The organism is Actinomycetospora sp. CA-084318 (assembly GCF_050955885.1).
GTDB lineage: Bacteria > Actinomycetota > Actinomycetes > Mycobacteriales > Pseudonocardiaceae > Actinomycetospora.
Genome location: NZ_CP192098.1, coordinates 785,159 through 809,651, shown reverse-complemented (window position 1 = coordinate 809,651; position 24,493 = coordinate 785,159). Strand labels below are relative to the sequence as shown.

Annotated in this window: 23 protein-coding genes; 3 read left to right on the top strand and 20 right to left on the bottom strand. The window is 74.0% G+C overall.

Features of this window, described 5'->3' with window-relative positions; all coding sequences use genetic code 11:
- The 6 genes from ACQPYX_RS03945 to exaC all read right to left on the bottom strand — a co-directional run bounded on the left by ACQPYX_RS03945 (window position 1) and on the right by exaC (window position 5,547).
- Window positions 1-1,785, bottom strand: coding sequence for a glycosyltransferase family 39 protein (locus tag ACQPYX_RS03945; RefSeq protein WP_433801623.1), 1,785 nt, complete (start codon window positions 1,783-1,785; stop codon window positions 1-3).
- A 3-nt stretch (window positions 1,786-1,788) separates the two neighbouring features.
- The gene (locus tag ACQPYX_RS03940) at window positions 1,789-2,214 is read right to left on the bottom strand and encodes a MarR family winged helix-turn-helix transcriptional regulator (RefSeq protein WP_433801622.1); all 426 of its coding nucleotides are present in this window, start codon (window positions 2,212-2,214) and stop codon (window positions 1,789-1,791) included.
- 105 nt (window positions 2,215-2,319) lie between these two features.
- Window positions 2,320-2,694 (bottom strand): histone-like nucleoid-structuring protein Lsr2, encoded by a 375-nt coding sequence (locus ACQPYX_RS03935; protein ID WP_433801621.1) that lies wholly within the window; start codon window positions 2,692-2,694, stop codon window positions 2,320-2,322.
- 154 nt (window positions 2,695-2,848) lie between these two features.
- Window positions 2,849-3,448, bottom strand: a complete 600-nt coding sequence (locus ACQPYX_RS03930) for a cysteine hydrolase family protein (protein ID WP_433801620.1) — start codon at window positions 3,446-3,448, stop codon at window positions 2,849-2,851.
- A 104-nt stretch (window positions 3,449-3,552) separates the two neighbouring features.
- A complete protein-coding gene (locus ACQPYX_RS03925) occupies window positions 3,553-3,981 on the bottom strand; it encodes a DUF779 domain-containing protein (RefSeq protein WP_433803665.1) in 429 nt (142 codons plus the stop codon).
- 42 nt (window positions 3,982-4,023) lie between these two features.
- Complete coding sequence (gene exaC / locus ACQPYX_RS03920; protein ID WP_433801619.1) at window positions 4,024-5,547, bottom strand: acetaldehyde dehydrogenase ExaC; 1,524 nt, start codon at window positions 5,545-5,547, stop codon at window positions 4,024-4,026.
- Window positions 5,548-5,793: 246 nt separating this feature from the next.
- Here exaC and ACQPYX_RS03915 point away from each other — a divergent pair, with 246 nt between their 5' ends.
- Both ACQPYX_RS03915 and ACQPYX_RS03910 read left to right on the top strand, forming a co-directional pair.
- Entirely contained in the window at window positions 5,794-7,278 is a 1,485-nt protein-coding gene (locus ACQPYX_RS03915) for a GAF domain-containing protein (protein ID WP_433801618.1), read from the top strand.
- Between the two features lie 206 nt (window positions 7,279-7,484).
- Window positions 7,485-9,059 carry a hypothetical protein gene (locus tag ACQPYX_RS03910; protein WP_433801616.1) on the top strand — a complete coding sequence of 525 codons (1,575 nt, stop codon included), beginning with the start codon at window positions 7,485-7,487 and terminating at the stop codon, window positions 9,057-9,059.
- Between the two features lie 112 nt (window positions 9,060-9,171).
- Here the strand turns inward: ACQPYX_RS03910 and ACQPYX_RS03905 are convergent, their stop codons facing one another.
- A complete protein-coding gene (locus ACQPYX_RS03905) occupies window positions 9,172-10,389 on the bottom strand; it encodes an MFS transporter (protein WP_433803664.1) in 1,218 nt (405 codons plus the stop codon).
- Between the two features lie 159 nt (window positions 10,390-10,548).
- Here ACQPYX_RS03905 and ACQPYX_RS03900 point away from each other — a divergent pair, with 159 nt between their 5' ends.
- Window positions 10,549-11,532 (top strand): GlxA family transcriptional regulator, encoded by a 984-nt coding sequence (locus ACQPYX_RS03900; protein WP_433801615.1) that lies wholly within the window; start codon window positions 10,549-10,551, stop codon window positions 11,530-11,532.
- A gap of 294 nt (window positions 11,533-11,826) precedes the next feature.
- Here the strand turns inward: ACQPYX_RS03900 and ACQPYX_RS03895 are convergent, their stop codons facing one another.
- The 13 genes from ACQPYX_RS03895 to ACQPYX_RS03835 form a co-directional block, all read right to left on the bottom strand.
- Window positions 11,827-12,672 carry a type III pantothenate kinase gene (locus ACQPYX_RS03895; RefSeq protein WP_433801614.1) on the bottom strand — a complete coding sequence of 282 codons (846 nt, stop codon included), beginning with the start codon at window positions 12,670-12,672 and terminating at the stop codon, window positions 11,827-11,829.
- A 10-nt stretch (window positions 12,673-12,682) separates the two neighbouring features.
- On the bottom strand, window positions 12,683-13,117 hold the full coding sequence (gene panD, locus ACQPYX_RS03890) for an aspartate 1-decarboxylase (RefSeq protein ID WP_433801613.1): 435 nt from the start codon (window positions 13,115-13,117) through the stop codon (window positions 12,683-12,685).
- Window positions 13,117-14,034, bottom strand: a complete 918-nt coding sequence (gene panC / locus ACQPYX_RS03885) for a pantoate--beta-alanine ligase (RefSeq protein ID WP_433801612.1) — start codon at window positions 14,032-14,034, stop codon at window positions 13,117-13,119. The genes panD and panC overlap by 1 nt, the downstream gene beginning before the upstream one ends.
- Window positions 14,031-14,975, bottom strand: a complete 945-nt coding sequence (locus tag ACQPYX_RS03880) for a Rossmann-like and DUF2520 domain-containing protein (RefSeq protein ID WP_433801611.1) — start codon at window positions 14,973-14,975, stop codon at window positions 14,031-14,033. The genes panC and ACQPYX_RS03880 overlap by 4 nt, the downstream gene beginning before the upstream one ends.
- Window positions 14,976-15,180: 205 nt before the next feature.
- Window positions 15,181-16,488 (bottom strand): PrsW family intramembrane metalloprotease, encoded by a 1,308-nt coding sequence (locus ACQPYX_RS03875; protein WP_433801610.1) that lies wholly within the window; start codon window positions 16,486-16,488, stop codon window positions 15,181-15,183.
- A gap of 30 nt (window positions 16,489-16,518) precedes the next feature.
- Complete coding sequence (locus ACQPYX_RS03870) at window positions 16,519-17,178, bottom strand: DUF6779 domain-containing protein (protein ID WP_433801609.1); 660 nt, start codon at window positions 17,176-17,178, stop codon at window positions 16,519-16,521.
- Window positions 17,179-17,244: 66 nt separating this feature from the next.
- Complete coding sequence (locus tag ACQPYX_RS03865; protein WP_433801608.1) at window positions 17,245-17,715, bottom strand: DUF3180 domain-containing protein; 471 nt, start codon at window positions 17,713-17,715, stop codon at window positions 17,245-17,247.
- Window positions 17,712-18,236, bottom strand: coding sequence for a 2-amino-4-hydroxy-6-hydroxymethyldihydropteridine diphosphokinase (folK, locus tag ACQPYX_RS03860; protein WP_433801607.1), 525 nt, complete (start codon window positions 18,234-18,236; stop codon window positions 17,712-17,714). Before folK ends, ACQPYX_RS03865 begins: the two co-directional genes overlap by 4 nt.
- A complete protein-coding gene (gene folB, locus ACQPYX_RS03855; protein ID WP_433801606.1) occupies window positions 18,233-18,631 on the bottom strand; it encodes a dihydroneopterin aldolase in 399 nt (132 codons plus the stop codon). Before folB ends, folK begins: the two co-directional genes overlap by 4 nt.
- Window positions 18,628-19,449 carry a dihydropteroate synthase gene (gene folP, locus ACQPYX_RS03850; RefSeq protein ID WP_433803663.1) on the bottom strand — a complete coding sequence of 274 codons (822 nt, stop codon included), beginning with the start codon at window positions 19,447-19,449 and terminating at the stop codon, window positions 18,628-18,630. Before folP ends, folB begins: the two co-directional genes overlap by 4 nt.
- Window positions 19,450-19,499: 50 nt before the next feature.
- Window positions 19,500-20,150: a GTP cyclohydrolase I FolE gene (folE, locus tag ACQPYX_RS03845; protein WP_433801605.1), complete on the bottom strand. Its 651-nt coding sequence runs from the start codon at window positions 20,148-20,150 to the stop codon at window positions 19,500-19,502.
- 73 nt (window positions 20,151-20,223) lie between these two features.
- Window positions 20,224-22,788, bottom strand: coding sequence for an ATP-dependent zinc metalloprotease FtsH (gene ftsH / locus ACQPYX_RS03840; RefSeq protein WP_433801604.1), 2,565 nt, complete (start codon window positions 22,786-22,788; stop codon window positions 20,224-20,226).
- 134 nt (window positions 22,789-22,922) lie between these two features.
- The gene (locus ACQPYX_RS03835; RefSeq protein ID WP_433801603.1) at window positions 22,923-24,491 is read right to left on the bottom strand and encodes a helicase HerA-like domain-containing protein; all 1,569 of its coding nucleotides are present in this window, start codon (window positions 24,489-24,491) and stop codon (window positions 22,923-22,925) included.
- Between the last annotated feature and the right edge of the window lie 2 nt (window positions 24,492-24,493).

The following is a 24,493-nucleotide window of genomic DNA, read 5'->3' as shown; positions in this document are numbered from 1 at the left end:
TCATGGCCGCGCCGCGTCGGACGGGACGCAGACGTGCACCTCGAACACCGGGTCCACCGACCGTTCCGCCCGGCAGTGCTGCGCGACCCACACGAGGCGGGGATCGGTGCTCGGGAACGAGAGGACGACGTGGAAGCGGCCCGCGGCCACGTCGTCGCGGAGCTGGTCGAGCGTCGGGGTGGGCCCGGTGCCCGTGAACCCGCCGATCGGCAGCACCTCGTCGCCCGTGGGATAGGCGAAGACCGACGCCACGGCGGCGGACTGGACCGCCATGAGGTCCGGCGCCCCGGCCCGGGCCCGCTCCAGCCCGGGCAGCGTGCCCGCGGCCAGCCTGGGCGCGGCGACGAGGACGGCCCGCACGCCCCGCGCCTCCCGGACGGTCTCGTACGGCGTGTCGAAGGCGCCGCCGCCGATCGCGAGCAGCCACCCCGTGGCCGCGACCGGGAGGACGAGCAGCGCCACCAGCCCGGTCACCAGGGCGCCGCGTCGCCGACCGACCAGGAGCCCGACCGCCACCGCCGCCAGCACCACGGCGAGGACGACCGGAGCCACCACCGGGTGTTCGGAGCGCAGCACGAGTACCGCGCCGTAGGCGATCGTCACGGCGACGGCCACCGCGGCGACGAGGTGGGCGGCGCGGTGCTCGCGGGCGGCCAGGAGGTGGCCGAAGGCCGTGCCGAGGAGACCGGCGATCGCCGGCGCCAGGGTCGCGACGTAGTAGACGTTGATCACCGCGCCGGCGCTGAACGCGACGCCGTAGACCACCAGCCAGAGCCCGAACAGCAGATAGGCGGCGCGTCGCGGATCGGTGCGCGGCGCGTGCCGGAGGGCCCAGAGCCCGGCGACGAGGGCGACGACCGCGGCCGGGACCAACCAACCCGTCGCACGCCCGAGGTCACCGACGAGCAGCCGCAGGACCGAGGGACCCTCGCCGCCCGTGCCCGGCGCCGTCAGCGCGAGCCCCTGCCCGACGAGCTCCTGGAGCGGGTTCTGCGCCCCCAGCCGGCCCAGTCCGTTGTAGACGAAGGTCTGCGCGAGCTCGGAGTCGTCGGTGCTGCCGTCGACCCACGGCCGCTGCCCCGCCGGAACGAGCGAGACGACGCCGATCCAGGCGAACGAGACGACGACGGTGACGACCGCGCCGACCACGGTCGCCGTGATCCGGCGACCGAGCGGCACGGCCGCCGCCACGAGGAACGCGACCGCCAGTGCCGGCAGCACGAGCCAGGCGGCGAGCATCTTCGCCTGGAACGCGAGCCCGACGGCGAGACCCGCGGCCGCGAGCCACGGCACCGGACGTTCCGCGTGCAGAGCCCGCGCCACGGTCCAGGTCGCGATCACCAGGAGCAGGATCATCAGCGGATCGGCGACGTTGCCCCGCGCCACGGCGACCGCCGCCGGGCTCACGGCGAGCACGGACGCGGCGACGATCCCGGCCGCGGGGCTGCGGGTCAGCGACCGGACCGCGACGGCCAGGACCAGCACCGCCAGCGCCATCTCGACGACCTGCGGCAGGACCATCGCGACGGTCGAGGGTCCGGCCACGGCCACGACGAGGGCCTGGACCCAGAAGGCGCCCGGGAGCTTGTCCATCGTCACGGTGGCGGCCGGGTCGAACGCGCCGAACCAGAACGCGTGGCCGCTGCCGGCCATCGACCGCACCGCGGCCTCGTAGTAGGGCTCCAGCGGATCACGGGTGATCCCCCATGCCCCCAGCACGGCGGCCAGGACCGCCGCCGCCACCACGCCCGCCCACCAGGTGCGGGTCCCACGTCCGCCAGGCATCGCTCACTCCGGTCCGGGTCGCCTCGCCAGCCCCTCGAGCAGTCGGGCGGCGATGCCGAGCAGGCTCCGCTCGGCCTCGGTCAGGTCCGCGAGGCCGTCCGCGAGCCAGGCGTCCCGAGGCGCGGCATCCTCCCGGAGCATGCTCCACCCGAGCGCAGAGACCGTCAATACATGCTGACGACCATCCTGGGGATCCGGTGCTCGTTCGAGGTAGCCGCCGTCGACGAGCGCCGCCAGCGGTCGAGTGAGTGCCTGGGCCGAGGTGTGCGCACGTCGCGCCATCGACGCGGCGGTCTGCGGGCCGTGGTCGAGGACCTGGGCGAGCAGGCCGCGCTGCACGTCGGTCAGGGGGCCGCGGGGTCGCTGGTCCCGGAGTCGGCGGGCGAGGTGCTGCACCGCGCGGCGAAGCTCGGCGGCCTCCTGAGTCATACGCACCAGCGTACTTCCTGGGATCGACTGCTTGCCCTTCGAACGACGTACGGGCCGTCCGTCACCCCGGCAGGTGACGAACGGCCCGTGCGTGCGGGACGAGGATCAGCCGTGCGCCTTGTGGTAGGCCTCGCTGACCTCGGAGGGGATGCGACCGCGCTCGGAGACGGTGAAGTCGTTCTTGCGCGCCCACTCTCGGATCGCCTGGTTCTGCTCGCGGTCGACCGAGGCCCGGCCGCCGCCCTTGCGGGCGGGGGCGGCCGGGGCCGCCGCGGCCCGGGCGCCGCCGCCCGAGCGACGCCGACCCGACACCTTGCGGGCGTGCGCCACGTAGTCCGCGAGCTCGTCGCGGAGTTTCGACGCATTCGCGTCGGACAGGTCGATCTCGTAGGTGGTCCCGTCGATGCCGAACTCGACGGTCTCGTCGGCCTCGGTCTCGTCGAGGTCGTCGACGAGGGTCACGACCACTTTCTGCGCCACGCGATGAATTCCTTCCACGACCCCCGAACGGCCGGTCGCGCGTCGCCGCGCGCCGTGAACCGGAATGGTTCGCGGCGCAGCGTAAATGCGCGTCCGTCGTCGTGTCGAGGCGGGTCCTGGTGACGAGCAGCGCACAAAGGAATTGACGGTGCGCCTAGTCGGGAACCGCCGACGAGTCGGGCACCACCACCGCGAACATGTCGGCGAGCGCCGCGAGGCTCGCGGACTGCAACGCGGACGCCTCCACGACCCCGTCCGGACCCGGGAGTGCGCGCGTCGCGGTCGCTCCCGCGACGACGGTCGGGGCGAACCCGAGGTTGAACGCACTGCGCGCCGTCGAGTTCACGCACATGTGCGTCATGAAACCGGCGAGAACGAGATTCGTGACGCCGGCGCCGCGCAGGTACTGCTCGAGGTCGGTGTTCACGAACGAGCTCGGGAAGTTCTTCACCACCCGGTGCTCCCCCGGGCGTGGCGCGACGGCGTCGACGATCGCGCCGATGTCGTCGTTCGTGTCGTACGGCGTCCCCGCGCCCGCCTCGTGCTGGACGTGCACGATCGTCGAGCCGGCGGTGCGCGCCCGTTCCAGCAGCCGGGCCGCCTCCTCGATGGCGGGCTCGACGTTCTCCAGCGCCATCACCCCGCGGGTGTAGGTGTTCTGCAGGTCGATCATCACCAGCGCGGACCCGGTCAGGGCCGCGGGGTCGCGGGGCATGCCGGTCAGCTCGCGCAGGGTGGTGCTGGCCTCGGTCACGGTGATCCTCCTCGTCGGGGGTGGGTCGGAATGCACGAAGGGCACCCCGGCCGATCGGCCAGAGTGCCCCTCGTGCGGCACGGCACGGAAGTCTTAGGCGAGTCCTAGGCGCCCTCGAGCGCCCGCCACTCGTCGTCGGTGAACAACCGGGAACGGATGATGAACCGGACGCCCTCGGGCGCCTCGACGCTGAATCCGCTGCCGCGTCCCTTGACGACGTCGACGGTGAGGTGCGTGTGCTTCCAGTACTCGAACTGCGACGCCGACATGTGGAACCCGATCGGCTTCTCGAGCCCCTCCACCTCGAGGTCCCCGAGGTGGACGTCCTGCCCGCCCAGCTTGAAGTCACCGTCCGGATAACACATCGGGGCGCTGCCGTCGCAGCACCCGCCGGACTGGTGGAACATCAGCGGACCGTGCAGGGCGGTCAGCGTCACCAGGAGTTCGGCGGCCTGCGGGGACAGCGCGACCCGCGCGGTCCCCGATCCGGGCACCTCGGGCACCGGTTCGGTGACGTCGGTACTCGTGCTGATGTCAGCCAACGCAGGCCTCCCTCGTCGTCGGGAACGGACGGATCAGAAGAAGCCCATCGCGTTCTGCGAGTAGCTCACCAGCAGGTTCTTGGTCTGCTGGTAGTGGTCGAGCATCATCTTGTGGTTCTCGCGGCCGATGCCCGACTGCTTGTACCCGCCGAACGCGGCGTGCGCGGGGTACTGGTGGTAGTTGTTCACCCACACCCGCCCGGCCTGGATCTCGCGGCCGGCCCGGTAGGCGGTGTTGCCGTCGCGGGACCAGACGCCCGCACCGAGGCCGTAGAGGGTGTCGTTGGCGATCGACATCGCCTCCTCGTAGTCCGAGAACTTCGCCACCGACAGCACCGGGCCGAAGATCTCCTCCTGGAAGATCCGCATCGAGTTGTCGCCCTCGAAGATGGTCGGCTGGATGTAGTAGCCGCCCGAGAGGTCACCGCCGAGGTCGGACTTCTCACCGCCGGTGAGGATGCGTGCACCCTCCTGCCGGCCGATGTCGATGTAGGACAGGATCTTCTCGAACTGGTCGTTCGAGGCCTGCGCGCCGATCATCGTGTCGGTGTCGAGCGGGTTGCCCTGCTTGACCTGCTCGGTCCGCTTGACCGCCTGGGCCAGGAACTCGTCGTAGTGGCCCTGCTGGATGAGCGCCCGCGACGGGCAGGTGCAGACCTCGCCCTGGTTGAGGGCGAACATCGTGAAGCCCTCGAGGCACTTGTCGTAGAACGCGTCGTTCTGCGCCGAGACGTCGTCGAAGAAGACGTTCGGGCTCTTGCCGCCGAGCTCGAGCGTGACCGGGATCAGGTTCTCCGAGGCGTACTGGGAGATGAGGCGACCCGTGGTCGTCTCGCCGGTGAAGGCGATCTTGCGGATGCGCGGGGACGAGGCGAGGGGCTTGCCCGCCTCGACGCCGAAGCCGTTGACGATGTTCAGGACACCGGCCGGGAGGAGGTCGCCGACGACGTCCATCAGCACGTGGATCGAGGCCGGGGTCTGCTCGGCCGGCTTGAGCACGACGGCGTTCCCCGCCGCGAGCGCCGGGGCCAGCTTCCAGATCGCCATGAGGATCGGGAAGTTCCACGGGATGATCTGCCCGACCACGCCCAGCGGCTCGTGGAAGTGGTAGGCGACCGTGTCCTCGTCGATCTGGGAGAGCGCACCCTCCTGCGCGCGGATCGCCCCGGCGAAGTAGCGCAGGTGGTCGATCGCGAGCGGGATGTCGGCCGCGAGGGTCTCCCGGCAGGCCTTGCCGTTCTCCCAGCTCTCCGCGATGGCGATCTTCTCGAGGTTCGCCTCGATGCGGTCGGCCATCTTGGTGAGGATGTTGGCGCGCTCGCCGACCGAGGTCCTCCCCCAGGCCGGGGCGGCCGCGTGGGCAGCGTCGAGCGCCTTCTCCACGTCCTCGGCCGTCCCGCGGGCGACCTCGCAGAAGTTCTGACCGGTGACCGGGGTCGGGTTCTCGAAGTACTGGCCCTTGACCGGGGCGACGTACTCGCCGCCGATCCAGTGGTCGTACCGCGGCTTGAAGCTGACGACCGAGCCCTCGGTCCCGGGGGCTGCGTAGACGGCCATCGTTGGTCCTCCCAAAGTGGTCGGCCGTGCCTGATCGAACGGAGAGGCGGTGGCGCACGGCAGGCTCGCCTCTGTGACGCGGGACGCTACGAACGCGGGGGTTGCAGCGACGTTGCACGCAGATGCGCCGTGTGAGGACGACTTATTCCGCAGGTGAGGGAGCCTGGACCGGTCGAGTAAGGGTTGCCTCACCGGGTGATCCGGCGCACGATGGAGGCTCGACCCACGAGGTCCACGGGGTGGTGGATGACGACGCACGCGAGCGCCTGGGGGGACCCGGTCGAACGGGCGGCACTCCTCGCGCGCGTGCGCGACGCCGTGCTCGGCGGTGGCCGGGCCGAGGTCGACCCCCGGGCGGTCGTCTCGGACTCCTGGCGGCGCTCGCTGGCCGCGCACGTCGACCCAGACCACGGCGCCCCGGCCCACGTCTTCGACGACGGCGAGCTCGCCGCGGTCCGCGAGACCCATCCGCTCTCGCCGGTGCTGCCGCTGCTGCGCACCACCCTGCTCGAGATCGCCGACGAGGCGATGCACGTCATGATCGTCACCGACGCGCAGGGCCACATCCTGTGGCGCGAGGGTGCGGCCGGGATGCTGCACCTGGCCGACGACCTGGAGCTCGCCGAGGGCTTCCGGTGGAGCGAGGACTCGGCCGGCACCAACGCGATGGGGACCTCGCTGGCCTCCGACGCCGCCGTCCAGATCCACTCCTCGGAGCACCTGGTGGCGCAGTACCACCGGTTCACCTGCGCCGCGGCGCCGATCCACGACCCGGACACCGGCGAAGCGGTCGGCGCGGTGGACCTCACCGGGCCGGTCCGCACGTTCCACCCGAGCACGCTGGCGCTGGTCACCGCGGCGGCCCGCCTCGCGGAGAACCACCTCGCGACCCGCCAGGCGATCCGGGACGAACGCCTGCGCACGCTGAACCTCCCCCACCTCTCCGGCCTCGACGCGCCCGGGGCGCTGCTCAGTCCGGCGGGCCGCGTGCTCGCGGCCACGCCGCACGGGTGGATCGACGAACGGATCACGCTGCCCGGGGCCGGCGACCGGGTCTCGCTCGGCGAGCACGGCGAGGGCGTCGTCGAGCCCCTCGCCGAGGGCTGGCTGCTCCGCCTCGAGCGGCCCTCCGGGATGCGGGTCCGCCCGACGCTCGCGCTGCCGTTCCTCGGCGTCCCCCGCCCGGTCGCGCGGCTCGACGGCCGCCCGGTGCGGCTGGGGGCGCGGCACGCCGAACTGCTCGCCCTGCTCGCGATGCACCCCGAGGGGCTCTCCGCCGACGCACTCGCGATGGAGCTCTACGGCGAGCGCGGGAACCCCGTCACCGTGCGCGCCGAGCTGCACCGCCTGCGCCACCTGCTCGAATCCCTGCCCAACGGCGCCGGGGTGGTCAAGCCGCAGCCCTACCGGATCGAGGCCCGTGTCGACGCCGACTTCCTGACGTTGCGCGACGCCCTCCGGTCCGGCGACGTGCCCGACACCGCCCTGGTCGGCCGCGGGGAGCTGCTCCCGACCTCCGACGCCCCCGGCATCCGGGCGCTGCGCGACGAGCTCGACGTCGGGGTCCGCCGCGCGGTCCTGCGCGCGGGCGACACGGCTGCGCTCTGGGCGCTGGCCCGCACCCCGGGCGGCCGGGACGACCTCGAGGTCGTCGACCGGCTGCGCCACCTGCTGCCGGTCAGCGACCCGCGGCACGCCGAGTTGCCGGGCGAGGCCGCCGGCTCCACCTGATCGACCCGGTCCTCGACCGCCGAGCCGCAGGCCGCTCGAGGTGGTGCCGTTCGACGCCGCGACGAGACGTTGGAGAAACGCCTCGACGTTCTGCAGCGACCACTCATGCGGACCTAGGGCTTTTACCCAGGTTGCTGTAGGTGCGCTGGCGCTAGCGTCCGCTCCGGTTCACCCGATCAGGGTCAGAGGCAGTGGTGGGAGTGGTCGTGGGTCGTCGATCGTTGCTGGCAGCCGCGCTGGCAGGCGCGCTCACCGTGGGCGGCGCGGCGTTCGTCGCGCCCGCAGCGTCGGCGGCATTGCCGTCGAACTGCACCCAGGCCGGGCGCACCGTGACCTGCTCCTACGCTTCCACCGGCGCCGAGCAGAGCTTCACCGTCCCCACCGGCGTCTCCACCGTGCAGGTCACCGCCATCGGCGGAGCCGGGGGTTCTGGTCGGTTCTCACCTCTAGCTTCGGAGCAGGCCGGTGCGGGTGGCCCCGGTGGTTCCGCGTCCGGGACCTTGTCAGCTCTCGGCGCGGGGTCCGTGCTCTACCTCGAGGTCGGTGGCAACGGCACCATTCCAGAAGGCGGCTTCAACGGCGGCGGCGGCTCCGTCGGTATCAACGGTCAGTCTGGTCTGGCCAGTTTTGCCGGGGGCGGTGGCGGGGCGTCGGATGTGCGTGTGCGCCCGAGGGCCGAAGCCGATTCCCTGGAATCGCGGGTGCTGGTGGCCGGCGGAGGTGGCGGGGGTGGCTACACCGCCGCACCCGCCGACTTCGCGTCCGTGGGTGCGGGAGGAGCGTCCGGTGCGTCGGGCGGTGACGCAGACGCCCCGGCCGGAGGCGGCGGCGCCGGAGGCCCTGACCGTGGAGGCAGCGGCGGTACCGGCGGCAATGCCGTCGGCGAAGGCGCCCCGGGCCAATCGGGCACCCTAGGCCAGGGAGGTGCGGCCACCGCGAACGGCGCCGCCTTCGGTGGCGGGGGCGGCGGCGGGCGCTACGGGGGTGGCGGTGGCGGCAGCTCAACCAGCAGCGGCGCCGGCGGTGGTGGCGGTTCGTCGCTGGTGCCGGCGGGTGGCACGGTCGGCGTGAGTTCGGCGGCCCCGTCGATCACGATCACCTACATCGTTCCGGCCGCCGCGGGCGCGATCACTGCGACCTCCGGGTCCGGGCAGTCCACGCCGACCGGGCAGGCTTTCGCGGCTCCGCTGGTCGCCACCGTCACCGACCCCTCCGACAACTCCCCGGTCGCGGGCGCCCCGGTGACCTACACCGTCACCGCCGGCTCGGCCTCGTTCCCCGGCGGGGCGACGGCAACCGCCACCACCGACGCGAACGGCCGCGCCACCTCCCCGACGCTGACCGCCGGCACCACCCCCGGACCCGTCACCATCACCGCCACCACGCCCGGCGTCACCGGAGCGGCGACGTTCACCGAGACCGTCACTGCCGCCCCAGCTGCCGTGAGGGTGAAGGGCGGGGGCACCCTCACCGCCACCGACGGGCAGCGGTACTCGATCTCGGTCGACGCCAGGGCCACCGCCGCCGGACAGGCGGCCGGGAAGTTCGCGCTCGCCGGTGGCGGCGCCGACACCACCGCGAGCTCCCGCACCGTCACGGCCGTGAAGAAGACCGCCACCGGTGGCACGGTGACCGGCACCGCGGTGAACAGCCGCGGCCAGACCGTGCCGTTCACCCTCACCGTCGTCGACAAGACCGGCGGGCGGGACCAGGTGTCGGTGCAGCTCGGCGGCAGGACCGTGACCGGCACCCTCACCAACGGCGACATCACCACCACCTGACCCGGCCGTGCACCGACGGGGCCGCCACGATCCGGAGCAGGCTCGCGCTGCTCCCACGGCCGCTGAGGCGCGTGCTGCCGCCCGGTCCGGACTCGGGCGGCGGCGGCAGGGATCAGCCGGGGGTGGCCGACTGCCTGGGAGTCACGGCCCGCGTGATCGCGAGGGACAGCCCCGCCGCCACCAGGCACAGCGCCCCGGCGCCCCACCAGGCGCCGTCGTAGCTGCCCGTGGTGTCGCGGATGAGGCCCGCGCCGAACGCGGCGATCGCGGAGCCGACCTGGTGCGAGGCGAAGACCCAGCCGAAGACGATCGGCCCGCGGTCGCCGAACCACTCCCGGCAGAGCGCCACCGTCGGCGGCACCGTCGCCACCCAGTCCAGCCCGTAGAAGACGATGAACGCCCACATCGGCGGGATCGCGGTGGGGGCGAGCAGCAGCGGCAGCACGAGCAGCGACGCTCCGCGCAGCACGTAGTAGACGGCGAGCAGCCGCCGCGGGTCCCACCGGTCGGTGAGCCAGCCCGAGAGGATCGTCCCGGCCACGTCGAACACCCCGACCACCGCGAGCAGGCCCGCCGCCGTGGTCGCCGGCATCCCGTGGTCGTGCGCGGCCGGGACGAAGTGCGTGCCGAGGAGCCCGACGGTCGTCGCGCCGCAGATCGCGAACCCGCCGGCGAGCAGCCAGAACGTGCGGGTGCGCGCCGCCTCGCCGAGCACGGAGACCGCGCGACGGGCCGCGCCACCGCCACCCCCGGTCGTCGGGATCGCCGCCGCGACGGAGCCGGGGTCGGCGCCGTGGGCGACCGTGCCGACGTCGGCCGGCGAGTCCCGCAGGAAGAGGATCACGACCGGCACGACGACGAGCGCGCCCGCGGCCACCAGCAGCGAGGCGGCCCGCCACCCGACGCTCCACGAGAGCGCCGCCATGAGCGGTAGGAAGACGAGACCGCCGGCGGCCTGGGCCGCCGTCAGGACCCCGCTCACGAGACCGCGGCGCCGGACGAACCAGCGTCCGGTGACGGTCGCGACGAAGGCGAGCGCCATCGAGCCGGTGCCCACCCCGACGAGCACGCCCCACAGCAGCATCAGCTGCCAGACCTGGGTCATCCACACCGTCAGCCCGCTGCCGGCCGCGACGAGCAGGAGCGCCCCGCCGACCACCCGGCGCATCCCGAACCGCTCCATCAGCGCGGCCGCGAAGGGCGAGATGACGCCGTAGAGCACGAGGTTGATCGACACGGCGGTCGAGATCGTGGCGGTCGACCAGCCGAACTCGTCGTGCAGCGGCGCGATCAGCACGCCCGGTGCGGACCGGAACCCCGCCGCTCCCATGAGGGCGACGAAGGCGGTCACGGCGACGGCCCACGGCCACCATGAGGAGCGGGTGCGCCGGGTCGACGGCGCGGCCACATCGGTCACGACCGGTGAGGATGCCCGCTCGGCCGACGCCGGACCAGTGGCAGGAACGCCAACTCGTGTCAGAATCCGGCCATGGCCCACGTCGTCGCGGTGCTCGCCCTGCCTCCCGTGGTCGGCTTCGATCTCGCGATCCCGCCGCAGGTGTTCGGCACCGCCGAGCGGGACGGCCGGCCGCTCTACGACGTCCGCGTGTGCGCGCTGGAGCCCGGGCCGGTCCCGACGACGGCCGGCTACGCCCTGCACGTCGAGCACGGCCCGGAGGCGCTCGCGGCGGCCGACACCGTGCTCGTGCCCGGCACCCACTACGTCCCGGCGCGACGCGACGGTGTCCTCCCGCCCGAGGTCCTGCAGGCCCTCGCGACGGTGCCGGCCGGGGCGCGCTGGATGTCGATCTGTACCGGCGCGTTCGTGCTCGCCGCGGCCGGTCGACTCGACGGGCGGCGCGCCACCACGCACTGGGCGCGGGCGGACTCCTTCAGAGCCCTGCACCCGGACGTCGAGATCGACGAGGACGTCCTCTTCGTCGACGAGGGCGACCTCGCCACCTCCGCCGGCCTCGCCGCCGGGATCGACCTCTGCCTGCACGTGGTGCGCCGCGACCACGGCGAGGCGGTCGCCAACGAGGTCGCCCGGCACCTCGTCGTGGCGCCCTGGCGCGACGGCGGGCAGGCGCAGTTCATCGAGCGCCCGCTGCCCGTCGACGACCAGGGCTCCACGGCGGCGACCCGGGTGTGGGCCCGCGAGCACCTGGCCGACCCGCTCGACGTCGCCACGCTCGCCCGCCACGCCAGCATGAGCACCCGCACCTTCGCCCGCCGGTTCCGCGCCGAGACCGGCACGTCACCGCACGCGTGGATCCTCGCGCAGCGGGTCGCGCACGCCCGGCGACTGCTCGAGTCGACCGACCTCGCCGTCGAGCGGGTCGCCGCCGAGTCGGGGTTGGGCACCACGTCGTCCCTGCGCGCCCACCTCGCTGCCGATGTCGGGCTCTCCCCCGTCGCCTACCGGCGCACCTACCGGGCGTCCCCGCGTGCCTCCCAACCCGCCGCGACCTGAGCCTCCCGGGCTCGCGTGACCGGCCTGGTCGGCACCCTCTCGCGGGCCCGCGACCCGGTGCGTCGCGCACACGGCGGCCCTGGTCACGTGGCCCTTCCGACTTCAGTGGCAACGGGTGCACTCAGGACGCCCCGATGCCACTGACGTCGGTGGAGCTCACCACGTGTGCCCTGCCCGCCCCGCAACCGTGTGCGCCCCACAACGCCGCGGCACCCGAACATGACACCTCGCGACCGTGCGCGTCCCGCAACGCCGCCCTGATCGGCCGGGAGCGCAGGAGCCGCGCGGCACGGCTCACCGCCGGGTGCGGCGCTCCTCCCGGGCCCGTGCCGCCTCCCGGACGCGCCCGAACACCAGGCGCAGGCCCTGGAGGGTGAGGTCGGGGACGTGGTGGGTGATCGTCGTGCACTCCGGCGCGACGACGGGGGCGAGCCCCCCGCACGCGACCACGGCGACCGGACCGCGGCCGGCCGTGTCCTTCGCCGCGATCTCCTCGCCGATGCGGCGCACCAGCCCGTCGACCATCGCGGCCGCGCCGAGCACGAGGCCGGCCTGCATGCTCTCCACCGTCGAGCGGCCCAGCACCGTCCGCGGCGCCACCAGCTCCACCGGCCGCAGCCCGGCCGCCCGCACCGCGAGGGCGTCGGCCGACACCGCGACCCCGGCCGCGAGCGCCCCGCCGAGGAACTCCCCGTCGGCGGAGACGCCGTCCACCGTGGTCGACGTCCCGAACGTCACGACGACGCAGGGGCCGCCGACACGCTGGTGCGCCGCGAGGGCCTGCACCACCCGGTCGGCGCCGACCTCCTTGGGGTTGTCGACCAGCAGCGGCACACCGGTGCGCACCCCGGGCTCGACGAGCACGCGGGCGACCCCGGCGAAGTGCCGGTCCAGCATGCCGCGCAGCTCGCGGAGCAGGGCCGGGACGGTCGAGAGCGCGGCGACGCCGTCAACCTCCGCGAGCAGCGGCCCGAGCATGCCGCGCACGCTCAGGGCGAGCTCGTCGGCGGTGGCCCGCCGCTCGGTGCGGATCCGCGCGTCCCAGCGGGACGCCACCGCCCCGTCGTCGGGAACGGGTCCGGACGACGGGTAGAGCGCGAGTGCCGTCTGCGTGTTGCCGACGTCGATGCAGAGCAGCACGTGCCCCGCCTCAGTTCAAGGCGGCGGCCCGCGAGCCCGACACCAGCAGCGACGCCTCCGGGGCGTCGGCCGGCACGAACGCGGGGTCGGAGCCCTGGTCGAGCACCCGGTTGCGGTCGTCGACGAACACGACGCGGGGCTGGTAGGCCCGTGCCTCGGCGTCGTCCATCTGGCCGTAGGCGATGAGGATGACGAGATCGCCTGGGTGCACGAGGTGGGCGGCCGCGCCGTTGATCCCGATGACGCCGGAGCCGGCCTCGCCCGGGATCACGTAGGTCTCGAGGCGGGCGCCGTTGGTGACGTCGACGATCGCGACCTGCTCGCCCTCGAGCAGGTCGGCCGCGGCCATCAGGTCGGTGTCGACGGTGACCGACCCGACGTAGTGCAGGTCCGCGTGCGTGACCGTCGCCCGGTGGATCTTGGACTTGAGCATCGTGCGCAGCATCAGACTCTCTCCGTCACCGAGACGTGGGCGTTGTCGATCAGGCGGGTGGTGCCGAGGCGGGCGGCGATCAGCAGGCGGGCGTCGCCGATGGTCGGGGCGGGACCGAGGTCGGGGCTGCGGAGCTCGACGTAGTCGACGTCGAGCGCCGGCTCCGACGCGAGCACCTCGCGGGCCGCGGCGACGACCGCCTCCGGTCCCTGCTCGCCGGCGTACTGCCCGGCCGAGAGCGCGGCGGAGATCGCCACGGCCTGCCGGCGCTGGGTCGCGTCGAGGTAGGCGTTGCGGCTCGAGCGGGCCAGGCCGTCGGTCTCGCGGACCGTGGGGACGCCGACGACGTGCACGTCGATGTCGAGGTCGCGGACCATGCGACGGATCAGGGCCAGCTGCTGCCAGTCCTTCTCGCCGAAGAACGCGACGTCGGGCACGCAGATCGCGAACAGCTTGTTGACCACCGTGAGCATCCCGGCGAAGTGTCCGGGCCGGGCGGCGCCCTCGAGCTCGCCGCCGAGCGGACCCGGGTCGATGCTCGTCGTGAAGCCCTCGGGGTACATGGTGTCGACCTCGGGCGCGAACACCAGCTCGACGCCCTCCTCGCGGCACATCTCGAGGTCGGCCTCGAAGGCGCGGGGGTACCGGTCGAAGTCCTCGGTCGGCCCGAACTGGCGCGGGTTGACGAAGAGCGACACCACCGTGGTGGAGCCGGGGATGGAGCGGGCGCGGCGCATCAGCTCGCGGTGGCCGTCGTGCAGCGCACCCATCGTCGGGACGAGGGTGACGCGCCGACCGCCGCCGCGCATCGCCTTCGTCACGCGGCGCAGCGTGTTGGGGTCGGCGTGGACGGTCAGGCCGTCCTTGACGTACTTCGGCCGGGAACGCCCGAGCAGGTCGTGCGTGCGCAGGCTGGAGGGGCGGGTCACGGGGTGTGCCTCTCGAGGACGGTGGACAGCTCCTGGACGTCGTCGTCGCCGATCAACCCGCCCGCGTGCGCCCGCTCCGCGGTGCGGCGGGCGAGGGCGCGGTAGAGCTCGGCCGACTCCGGGGCCCGGGCGTCGAGGTGGCGCAGGTGCATGGCGACGGTGCCCGCGTCGCCGCGCGCGACCGGCCCGGTCAGGGCGCGGTCGCCGAGGCGCAGGGCGTTGTCGAGCGCGGCGGACAGCAGCGGCGCGAGGACCCGTTCGGCCGGCTCGATCCCGGCGTCGCGGAGCAGGTCGGTGGCCTCGCGGACCAGCGTGATCAGGTGGTTCGCGCCGTGCGCGAGGGCCGCGTGGTAGAGCGGGCGCATCTCCTCGGGGATGCGCACGGGCTCGGCGCCGATCTCGACGACGAGCGCCTCCCCGACGAGCCAGGCCGCCTCGGCGTCCTCGCTGGGGCCGCTGTTCGCGGTGACCCCGATGCACGCGCCGGTCAGCCGGGTGACGTCCTCGGACCGGCCGGTGATGGTCATCGCGGGGTGCAGGGCGATCGGCAGTACGTCGTGCTCGGCGGCCGGCGACAGCACGCCGACCCCGTGCGAGCCGCAGGTGTGCACGAGGATCTGGCCCGGTCGCAGGCAGCCGGAGGCCGCGAGGCCGCGGACGAGCCCGGGCAGGACGTCGTCGGGCACGGCGAGCAGGGCCAGGTCGGCGTTCCGCACGACCTCGTCCGGCGGGAGGATCTCGGCGCCAGGCAGCAGGGCCTCGGCGCGGGCGCGCGAGGCGCGGGAGACGGCGGAGGCGGCGACCACGGTGTGACCGGCGGCCGCGAGCGCGGCCCCCATCACGGCGCCGACCCGACCGGCGGAGACCACGCCGACGTCGAGACGCGCGGGCCTGGGCCCACCACCGGACCCGGCGTCGCTGCCGGAGGCGCTCACGGGCACACCCCTTCACCACTCGTCGTTCCCGTCCCGCTCAGCCGAGCGGGTACCGGACGATGCGCAGGCGAGGGTAGACGCGCGACGACGTCCGGGTGGCCGGGCGTGATCGGGATGACAACCGCCGGCCGACGCATCCGCCGGGCCGACGGGAGTGGCCCGTCGGTGTCACCCGACGCGTCGACGGGGCCACCGACGCACCGGGTCCCGCCTATCCCGGCGGCCGCTGCCAGGGCTGGGACGGTGGATACGGCTGCTGACCCTGGGAGGGCCCGCCCTGGTACGGCGGCGGACCCGACCATCCCGGTCCGGGAGGACCCGCCGTCGGGAACGGGCCCGAGGGCGGACGACCGGGCGGCGGGCCGGGCGGGGGCTGGTGTCCCTGGGGGACGCCGGGCGCGGTCACGGCGGCCATGCGGGTGCGGACGACGTTGTCGAGGAGCTCGGCGTGCCAGCGCGGGTCCGGCGGGATCGCGCCGCGTTCCGCGCGGGCCCGCAGGAAGGCGAGCTCGGACACCGCGTGCTGGTAGTGCACGACCGCGTCGGCGGCGGGCTTGCCCGCGGTCCGCTTCACCGCCGCGAGCCAGCGGCGGCGCCCGGACATGCTGCCCAGCAGCGGGACCTCGCTCTCGGCGATCCAGCCCGCCGCGGCGAAGCCGGGCATCTGGCGGGCGAGCACGTCGCGCTCCCGGCGTCGCTGCCAGACCACCAGCCCGATCAGCGCGAGGAACAGCGGCACCATGATCAGCAGGTAGACCCCGAAGAAGCCGGGCCCGAGCTGGGTGGCCGAGTTCCACAGCGCGTGCAGGACGACCGCGAGCACGTAGCCACCGAGGATCGCCGCGGCACCCGCCACCCGCGACCGCACGCTCGCCGCGATCCCGACCCCGATCCCCGTCATCGCCGTGAACAGCGGGTGGGCGAAGGGCGAGAGGAGGCCGCGCAGGATGAAGGTCGCGACGACGCCCGCGACCGGCGCGCTGCCGTCGTCGGTGAAGGCCCGCCCGAAGTAGATGATGTTCTCGGTGAACGCGAAGCCCGCACCGACGAAGCCGGCGTAGACGACGCCGTCGACGATCCCGTCGAACTCGCGGCGCCGGAACAGCAGCAGCCCCACGACGAACGCGCCCTTGACGAACTCCTCCACCAGCGGCGCCGAGATCACCGCGCCGACGAAGTCACCCTGCCCCTGCCCGAGCAGCAGCTCGGCGGCGAGCACCGCACTCGAGTTGATGATGAGCGCGACGAGCGCCGCGAACCCGGCGCCCCACAGGAACGCGGTGAGCAGCAGGCGCGACGGCTCCGGCTCCCAGCGGTCGACCCAGGCGAACGCGAGCAGCACCGGACCCACCGGCAGCAGGGCGCAGATCGCGCCGACGACCACCCCCGCGGTCCCGATCTCGGTGCTCGCGAAACCCACGGCGACGAGCGCGCAGATCCCGAGCACGATGAGCCCGAGGACGGGCCAGACGAGGGTGCGGCGCTGCTGCGGGGCGAGCCGCACCGGGGAGGCGATCACCCTGCCGCAGGGTAGTGGCGGGACCGTCGGTCAGCGCGGCGGGCGGCGACGGTCCTGCGCGTGGGCCGCCAGCAACTCGGCGACCGTGCGGCCGCCCGTGGTCCGGCCCGGGGACGACGGGTGCGAGACCTCGTTGACGTGCTGGCGCGGCAGACGCGGAGCGTTCCCGACGACGGGCGGGGCGGGTCGGGCACGGGGCCCCTCGCCCGCGACGACGTGCAGCTGGGGCGGCAACGGCGCCGCCCGGGTCTCGGCGTTCTCCAGGTGCGATCGCAGGCGTTCGACCTCCGCGCGCAGCCCGGCGAGCTCCTGTCCGGCCTCCGCGGCGACCTCCCGGCGGACGGTTTGCTCGACGGTCAGCTCGTGCTCGCGACGGGCGTCGATCTCGGCCGCGAGCTCCAGCTCGTAGGTCCGGCGCATCGACTCCAGCTCGCGCTCCGGGTCGCTCCCCCCGGACCCGCTGCGGCGCGCGAGGGCCGCGACCGCGAGCAGCGCCGCCCACAGTCCGGCGATCACACCGAGGCGCAGCATCCGGTCGTCGTCGGCGAACACCACGGTGGCCGCGGCGCCCGCGGCGCAGAGCGCGGTGACGACGAGCAGGACCCGCACCACGGGGTCACCGGGCCGTCCACCACCCCGGGCGGGGGACGGGCGCGACCCGCGACGCCGGTCGGCCCCGGGGTTGGCCATGTCCGAACTGTACCGACCGCGACGATCCGGGCACGCTGCGGTCTGTCCGGGCGGTTCCGGCGGATCTCAGCGGCGGTCCGGGGAGACCGGCTGGTCGGGGTCGTCGGGGGTGCGGCAGCACCACTCGAGGGCCAGGGCCGCACCGACGAGGACGGCCGCACCGACGATCCCGACGATCGCCGCGGTGGTGTCCGAGGCCGCCGCGGCCACCTCGGCCCGCCGGGGCAGCACGTGGGCGAGCACGCCGCACCAGGCGCCGCCGACGAGCGCGCCCGCCAGGGCCGACGCCTTGGCGAGCGCCACCGCGCGGGCCGCGGCGAGCGCGTCGACCGGCCGCGCCCCGGGCCGGCGCTGGATGCGGCGGTAGAGCACGACCGCGATCCCGGCCTCCACCAGCCCGAGCACGAGGAACGTCAGGCCCGCCGGGGCCGGCAGCGGCGGGATCGAGCCGTAGAGCAGGCCGAGCGCGAGGTTGGTCGCGAGCCCGGCGGCCACCGCGACGACGAGCAGGACCGACGGGCTGGTGCGGGTGGTCATCCGCGGGCTCCCGGCCCTCCGGCGTCGGCGTGCACGCCCTCGCGCTCGTCCGCGGGCAGGGCGGCCAGCAGGTCGGCGACCCGGCCGCGGCCGGGCACCTCGTCGTCCGGGGCGATCTCCGCCCACGGCACCAGCACGAACGCGCGCTCCTGGATCCGCGGGTGCGGCAGCAGCAGCTCGGGGTCGGCGCTGTGCACCGGGGCGCCGTCGGCGGCGGTCACGACGAGGACGTCGACGTCGAGCGTGCGCGGGCCCCAGCGGACGGCGGCGTCGCTCCGGTCGCGGTCGCGGTCCCGTTCCGCCGCGCGCGCCCGGGCGAGCCAGTCCCAGGGCCCGGCGGCGCCGTCGTCGACGACCACGACCAGGTTGAGGAAGTCCTCCTGGTCGACCCCGCCCCACGGTGCGGTGCGGTAGACCGACGACGCCGCCCGCGTCCACGGCGCGAGCCCGGCGAGGCCGGCCGCGAGGTGGGCCCGCCGGTCGCCGAGGTTGGACCCCAGCGAGAGCACCGCCCGTGTCACGTGGTCTCCGGACGCCGACCGGCCGACGCGGACCCCGGACGGCGACGCCGGATGCGCACCGCCACGTCGTCGAACGGCCGCTCGATCGGCGCCTGCGGCTTGTGCAGGGTCACCTCGACCTCGGCCACCCGCGGGTCGTCGAGGACTACGGACGCCACGTCGGCCGCCACCGCCTCGATGAGCGCGCGCGGGGCACCCTCGACGACGACCGCGGCCGCCTCGGCGAGCGCGCCGTAGTCGACCGTGTCGTCGAGGTCGTCGCTGCGGCCCGCCGCGGTGAGGTCGACCTCCAGCACGAGGTCGAGCACGAAGTCCTGCCCGTCGCGGCGCTCGTGGTCGAACACGCCGTGGTGGCCCCGGACCCGGAGACCACGGAGCTCGATCGTGTCGGTCACGAGTCGGTCCTCGCGACCCGGGACGTGCCCCAGTGCCACGCGGCGGCCACCGCGACGGCGTCGAGCGAGGCCCCGACCTCGTGCACCCGCACCCCCCAGGCCCCCGCGTTGGCGGCGAGGGCCGAGACCGCGGCCGTCGCGTGCTCGCGGCCGTCGGGCGGGCGGGGGACGCCGTCGTCGTCGGCGAGCAGCGCCCCGAGGAACCGCTTGCGGGACGCGCCGACGAGCACCGGGAAGTCCAGCGAGGTGAAGACGTCGAGCTTGCGCAGCAGCTGCCAGTTGTGGGCGGCGGTCTTCGCGAAGCCCAGACCGGGGTCGAGCACGAGCCGCGCGGGGTCGACCCCCGCGAGGACGGCGCGGTCGATCTGCTCGATCAGCTCGGCGAGGACCTCGCCGACGACGTCCTCGTAACTCGCGAGGTTGGCCATCCGGTCCGAGGGTCCGCGCCAGTGCATGAGCACCCACCCGCACCCGGCGTCGGCGACGACCCGGGCCATCGTCGGGTCGGCGAGGCCGCCGGAGACGTCGTTCACCAGCTCGGCGCCCGCCTCGAGCGCCTTCGCCGCCACCTCGGCGCGCGTGGTGTCCACGCTGACCCGGACCCCCTGCGCCACCAGCTCGGCGACGACCGGGACCACCCGCTCGATCTCGGTGGCGGCGTCGACCCGCTCGGCGCCCGGCCGGGTCGACTCCCCGCCGACGTCGACGTAGGTCGCGCCGCGCTGCGCCATCGCCACCCCGTGGGCCACGGCGTCGTCCCGGTTCAGCCAGCGGCCGCCGTCGGAGAACGAGTCGGGGGTGACGTTGAGGACGCCCATCACCAGGCAGTGGTTCGGGCGGAGGAGCGCGACGGGGGCCACGGAGCGGGTCAGTGCCGGATCAGCCCGAGCGCCTCGGCCCGGGTGCTCGCGGACGACTTGAGGATGCCGCGCACGGCCGACGTGGTGGTGCGCGAGCCGGGCTTGCGCACGCCGCGCGCCGACATGCACTGGTGCTCGGCGTCGATCACGACGAGGACGCCGCGGGCCCCGAGCGTGTGGTCGAGCGCGTCGGCGACCTGCGTGGTCAGGCGCTCCTGCACCTGCGGGCGCCGGGCGTAGAGGTCGACCAGGCGGGCGAGCTTGGACAGCCCGGTCACCCGCCCGTCGGAGCCCGGCAGGTAGGCGACGTGGGCGACCCCGGAGAACGGCAGGAGGTGGTGCTCGCACATGGAGAACAGCGGGATGTCCCGGACGAGCACGAGCTCGTCGTGGTCCTCGGAGAAGGTGCGCTCGAGCACGGCGGACGGCTCGGTGAACAGGCCCGCGAACAGTTCCCGGTACGAGCGCGCCACCCGCGCAGGGGTGTCGCGCAGTCCCTCGCGATCGGGGTCCTCCCCGATGCCGATGAGCAGTTCGCGAACCGCGGCCTCGACGCGGTCCGCGTCGAAGGCCTCGAGTCGCGCGGTCTCGACGGCTCGGGCTCCGTTCCGCTCGTTGTCGTCCTCGACGGGACGCTCCGTCTCCTGGCTGGTGGTCACGATGTCCTCGCCCGTTTCTCGGGTGCGCGGGCCGGCCCGTGCCTCCGTCTCGGGGAGGAGTGGCCGCCGCTGGTCAGCTCTCCGTGCGACCGTCGGGGCGACGGCCGTCCGGATCACCGTACGGGTTCCCGCCGGTCTCGCCCGGCGATGTGAACGACGTCCCGGTCGGCTGGTCGTGGTCGGGCGCGCTGCGCCGCCCGCTCGAGGATGTGCCGTCCTCCGGAGCAGCGTGCTGGCCACCCGTGGTGCTCCAGCCCGACGGCGCGGAGCCCGAGCCGTGCTGGCCGTAGGGACGCGTGTTCGGGTCCCACGACGTGCCGCGGGGCGTGGTGCCGGGCGTCCACCCGGGCGGCGCGCCGTAGTTCGGCGGCACCGACGACGGCGGCTGCGACGAGCCCCCGGTGCGGTAGACGTCCGGGATGCCCCAGCCGGAGGTGCCCGGCCCGGTCTGCCGCTCGCCGCCGACCGCAGGCGTGCCCACCGGCGGGGTGCTCGGGGCGCCCCAGCCGTGGCCGTTCTGCCCCTGGCCGTTGACGCCCTGGCCGTTCTGCGGCTGGCCGTTCTGGGCGGTGACGCCCTGGCCGTTGCCCTGGCCGTTGCTCTGCCCGGGGCCGTGCCCGTTGCCGTTGCTGCCCGCACCGACGCGCGCCGGCTCGCGGCGCTCGTCCTCCGGCGGCCACGGCTCGCCGCGCTCGGCGGCGATCTCGCGCCGGGTCTTGATCGGGGGCCGGTCGGACGGGGTGCGCTCCCCGAAGTCGTTGAACATCGTGATGCGCGGCCGCTTGGTGACCGACGCGAAGACCCGCTCGAGGTCCTTGCGCTGCAGCGTCTCGTGCTCGATGAGCTCACCGGTCAGCGCGTCGAGCGCGTCGCGGTGGGTGTTGAGGATCTCCCACGCCTCGGTGTGCGCCGCCTCGATGAGCTTGCGCACCTCCTCGTCGATCTCGTGGGCGACCTCGAGCGAGTAGTCGGACTGCTTGCCCGCGGTGCGGCCGAGGAAGGGCTCGCCCTGCTCCTGGCCGTACTTCACGGCGCCGAGCTTCGCGCTCATGCCGTACTCGGTGACCATGGCGCGCGCGATCTTCGTCGCCTGCTCGATGTCGGAGGACGCCCCCGTGGTCGGCTCGTGGAACACGAGCTCCTCGGCGGAGCGGCCACCCATGGCGAACACGAGCCGGGCGATCATCTCCGAGCGGGTCATCAACTCCTTGTCGTCCTCCGGGACGACGAGGGCGTGCCCGCCGGTGCGCCCGCGCGGCAGGATCGTGACCTTGTAGACCGGCTCGATGTCCGGCATCGCCCACGCGGCGAGGGCGTGCCCCGCCTCGTGGTAGGCCGCGACCTTCTTCTCCTGGTCGGAGATGATCCGGCTCTTGCGGGCCGGACCGCCGATCACGCGGTCGACCGACTCCTCCAGCGAGGCGCCGGTGATCTGCTGCTGGTTGAGGCGCGCGGTGAGCAGCGCGGCCTCGTTGATGACGTTCGCGAGGTCGGCGCCGGAGAAGCCGACGGTGCGCTTGGCCAGCCCGTCGAGGTCGGCGTCGGGCGCGAGCGGCTTGCCCTTGGAGTGCACGGCGAGGATCTGGCGGCGACCCGCGAGGTCGGGCGCCGCGACCGGGATCTGCCGGTCGAAGCGGCCGGGCCGCAGCAGCGCCGGGTCGAGGATGTCGGGCCGGTTGGTGGCCGCGATGAGGATGATCCCGCCGCGGGCGTCGAAGCCGTCCATCTCGACGAGCAGCTGGTTGAGCGTCTGCTCCCGCTCGTCGTGGCCGCCGCCCATGCCGGCGCCGCGGTGGCGGCCGACGGCGTCGATCTCGTCGACGAACACGATGCAGGGGGAGTTCTGCTTGGCCTGCTCGAACAGGTCGCGCACGCGGGAGGCGCCGACACCGACGAACATCTCCACGAAGTCCGAGCCGGAGATCGTGTAGAAGGGCACGCCGGCCTCACCGGCGACGGCGCGGGCCAGCAGCGTCTTGCCGGTGCCGGGCGGGCCGTAGAGCAGGACGCCCTTCGGGATCTTCGCGCCGAGCGCCTGGTAGCGCGTCGGGTTCTGCAGGAAGTCCTTGATCTCGTAGAGCTCCTCGACGGCCTCGTTGGCGCCGGCGACGTCGGCGAAGGTCGTCTTGGGCATGTCCTTGTTGAGCTGCTTGGCCTTGGACTTGCCGAACGACAGGACGCGGTTGCCGCCGCCCTGCGCGTTCATCATCCAGAACAGCAGCACCAGGACGAGCCCCAGCGGGATGAGGTAGATCAGCATCTGGCCGAGCAGGGACTCCTGCGTGACCTGGGTGTCGAACCCGTTCCGGGCCGGGTTCTCGCGCAGCTCCGTGAAGATCTGGTTCCCGGCGGCGGCCGGGTACTGCGCGTAGATCTGCGTGGTGCGCGTGGGCGCCCCCGAGGTGCCGTCCGCGGGCGGGACCTCGATGGGGTTCACCAGCGTCATCCGCAGCCGCTGTTCCTTGTCCTCCAGCGTGACCTCGGCGACGTTGCGCTGGTCGATCTGCTGGAGGGCCAGGGACGTCGAGGCCTGGGTGTACCCCCGCGTGTCGCTGAAGAACGACGACACGACCAGGTAGACGACGAAGAGCACCACGATCCAGATCAGTGGATTGCGGAGCAGGCGCTTGCGGTCCATGCGGTGGCGGCCGGTCCGGCCTCGACCCTCCCCGGGTTGACTCACTGCCGTCTCTCATGCCAGGGAAGCCCTGATGAGGCCAATGTACCCCGGCCCACCGACACCGACCCGCGTGCGGCGTGACGTGCGCGACCTCAGCGCCGGCGGCGCGCCGTCCCGAACATCCCGCGGGTGATCTCCTGGGTCGCCTCGCGGGCCACGGTGCGCACGATCTGCTTGAAGATGGAGCTCTTCATCGCCTTCTCGAAGAACCCCGGCCCCTCGTCGGCCTCGGGCGGCGGGGCCTGGGGCGGCGCCGGCTGCGGCGGCTGGTCGGCGGGGACCGGCTCGGCCTGCCCCTCCGGGGCCTGCGTCGCCCCGGTCCGGGCCGAGAGCCGCTCGTAGGCCGACTCGCGGTCGATCGTCTCGCCGTAGCGGGCCCACAGCGGCGACGCCTTCGCCGCCTCCGCCACCGCCGGCTCCCCGATCGCCGCCATCAGCGAGCGCGGCGCCCGCAGCCGCGTCCACGCCACGGGGGTCGGCGCGCCCCGCTCGGAGAGGACGGTGACGATCGCCTCGCCGATGCCCAGGGAGGTCAGCGAGGTCTCGATGTCGTAGACCGTCGACTTCGGATACGTCCGCGCGGTCCGCGTCAGCGCCTTCTGGTCGTCGGGCGTGAAGGCACGCAGCGCGTGCTGCACCCGGGCGCCGAGCTGGGACAGGACGTCGTTCGGGATGTCGGTGGGCAGCTGCGTGCAGAAGAAGACGCCGACGCCCTTCGAGCGGATCAGCTTGACGGTCTGCTCGATCCGCTCGAGGAACGCCTTCGACGCGTCGGCGAAGAGCAGGTGCGCCTCGTCGAAGAAGAAGACGAGCTTGGGCTTGTCGAGGTCGCCCGCCTCGGGGAGGTCCTCGAACAGCTCGGCGAGCAGCCACATGAGGAAGGTCGAGAACAGCGTCGGGTCGGCCTGCTGGTCGGCCAGTTCGAGGAGCGTCACCACGCCCCGGCCGTCCTCGACCGCGAGCAGGTCGGCGGGGTCGAACTCCGGCTCGCCGAAGAACTGGTCCCCGCCGCGGGCCTCCAGGTTCACCAGGGCGCGCAGGATGACGCCGGCCGTGGCCGTCGAGACGCCGCCGATGCCCTTGAGCTCGGCCTTGCCCTCGTCGGAGAGCAGGTGCGCGATGACCGCGCGCAGGTCCTTCGTGTCCAGCAGGGCGAGGCCCTTCTGGTCCGCCCAGTGGAAGATCAGGCCGAGGGTCGACTCCTGCGTGGCGTTCAGGCCGAGGACCTTCGACAGCAGGATCGGGCCGAAGGCGGTGATCGTCGCGCGGACCGGGACGCCGACGCCGGAGGCACCGAGCGAGAGGAAGCGCACCGGGTAGGCGGTGGGCGTCCAGTCGTCGCCGGTCTCCTCGGCGCGCTTCGTCACGCGGTCGCCGGCCTCGCCCGCGCGGGCGAGACCGGAGAGGTCGCCCTTGACGTCGGCGAGCATCACCGGGACGCCCGCCGCGGAGCACTGCTCGGCGAGGTTCTGCAGGGTCTTGGTCTTGCCCGTGCCGGTGGCGCCCGCGACGAGGCCGTGGCGGTTCAGCGTCGCGAACGGGATGCGCACCCGCGCCGCGGGGTCGGTCGCTCCGTCGATCACCACCGCCCCGAGCTCGAGCGCTGCCCCGTCCGTGGCGTACCCGGCGGCGATCTCGGTCGCGGCCTCGTTCCCGGTCACGG

Coding starts and splice junctions, on each gene's coding strand:
- ACQPYX_RS03915 (WP_433801618.1), top strand. CDS start 5,794: ATGACGACGCACGCGAGCGCCTGGGGGGACCCGGTCGAACGGGCGGCA.
- ACQPYX_RS03900 (WP_433801615.1), top strand. CDS start 10,549: ATGGCCCACGTCGTCGCGGTGCTCGCCCTGCCTCCCGTGGTCGGCTTC.
- ACQPYX_RS03905 (WP_433803664.1), bottom strand. CDS start 10,389: ATGGGAGCGGCGGGGTTCCGGTCCGCACCGGGCGTGCTGATCGCGCCG.
- ACQPYX_RS03940 (WP_433801622.1), bottom strand. CDS start 2,214: ATGACTCAGGAGGCCGCCGAGCTTCGCCGCGCGGTGCAGCACCTCGCC.
- ACQPYX_RS03870 (WP_433801609.1), bottom strand. CDS start 17,178: ATGGCCAACCCCGGGGCCGACCGGCGTCGCGGGTCGCGCCCGTCCCCC.
- ftsH (WP_433801604.1), bottom strand. CDS start 22,788: ATGGACCGCAAGCGCCTGCTCCGCAATCCACTGATCTGGATCGTGGTG.
- ACQPYX_RS03945 (WP_433801623.1), bottom strand. CDS start 1,785: ATGCCTGGCGGACGTGGGACCCGCACCTGGTGGGCGGGCGTGGTGGCG.
- exaC (WP_433801619.1), bottom strand. CDS start 5,547: ATGGCCGTCTACGCAGCCCCCGGGACCGAGGGCTCGGTCGTCAGCTTC.
- folP (WP_433803663.1), bottom strand. CDS start 19,449: ATGGGCGTCCTCAACGTCACCCCCGACTCGTTCTCCGACGGCGGCCGC.
- panD (WP_433801613.1), bottom strand. CDS start 13,117: ATGCTGCGCACGATGCTCAAGTCCAAGATCCACCGGGCGACGGTCACG.
- ACQPYX_RS03865 (WP_433801608.1), bottom strand. CDS start 17,715: ATGACCACCCGCACCAGCCCGTCGGTCCTGCTCGTCGTCGCGGTGGCC.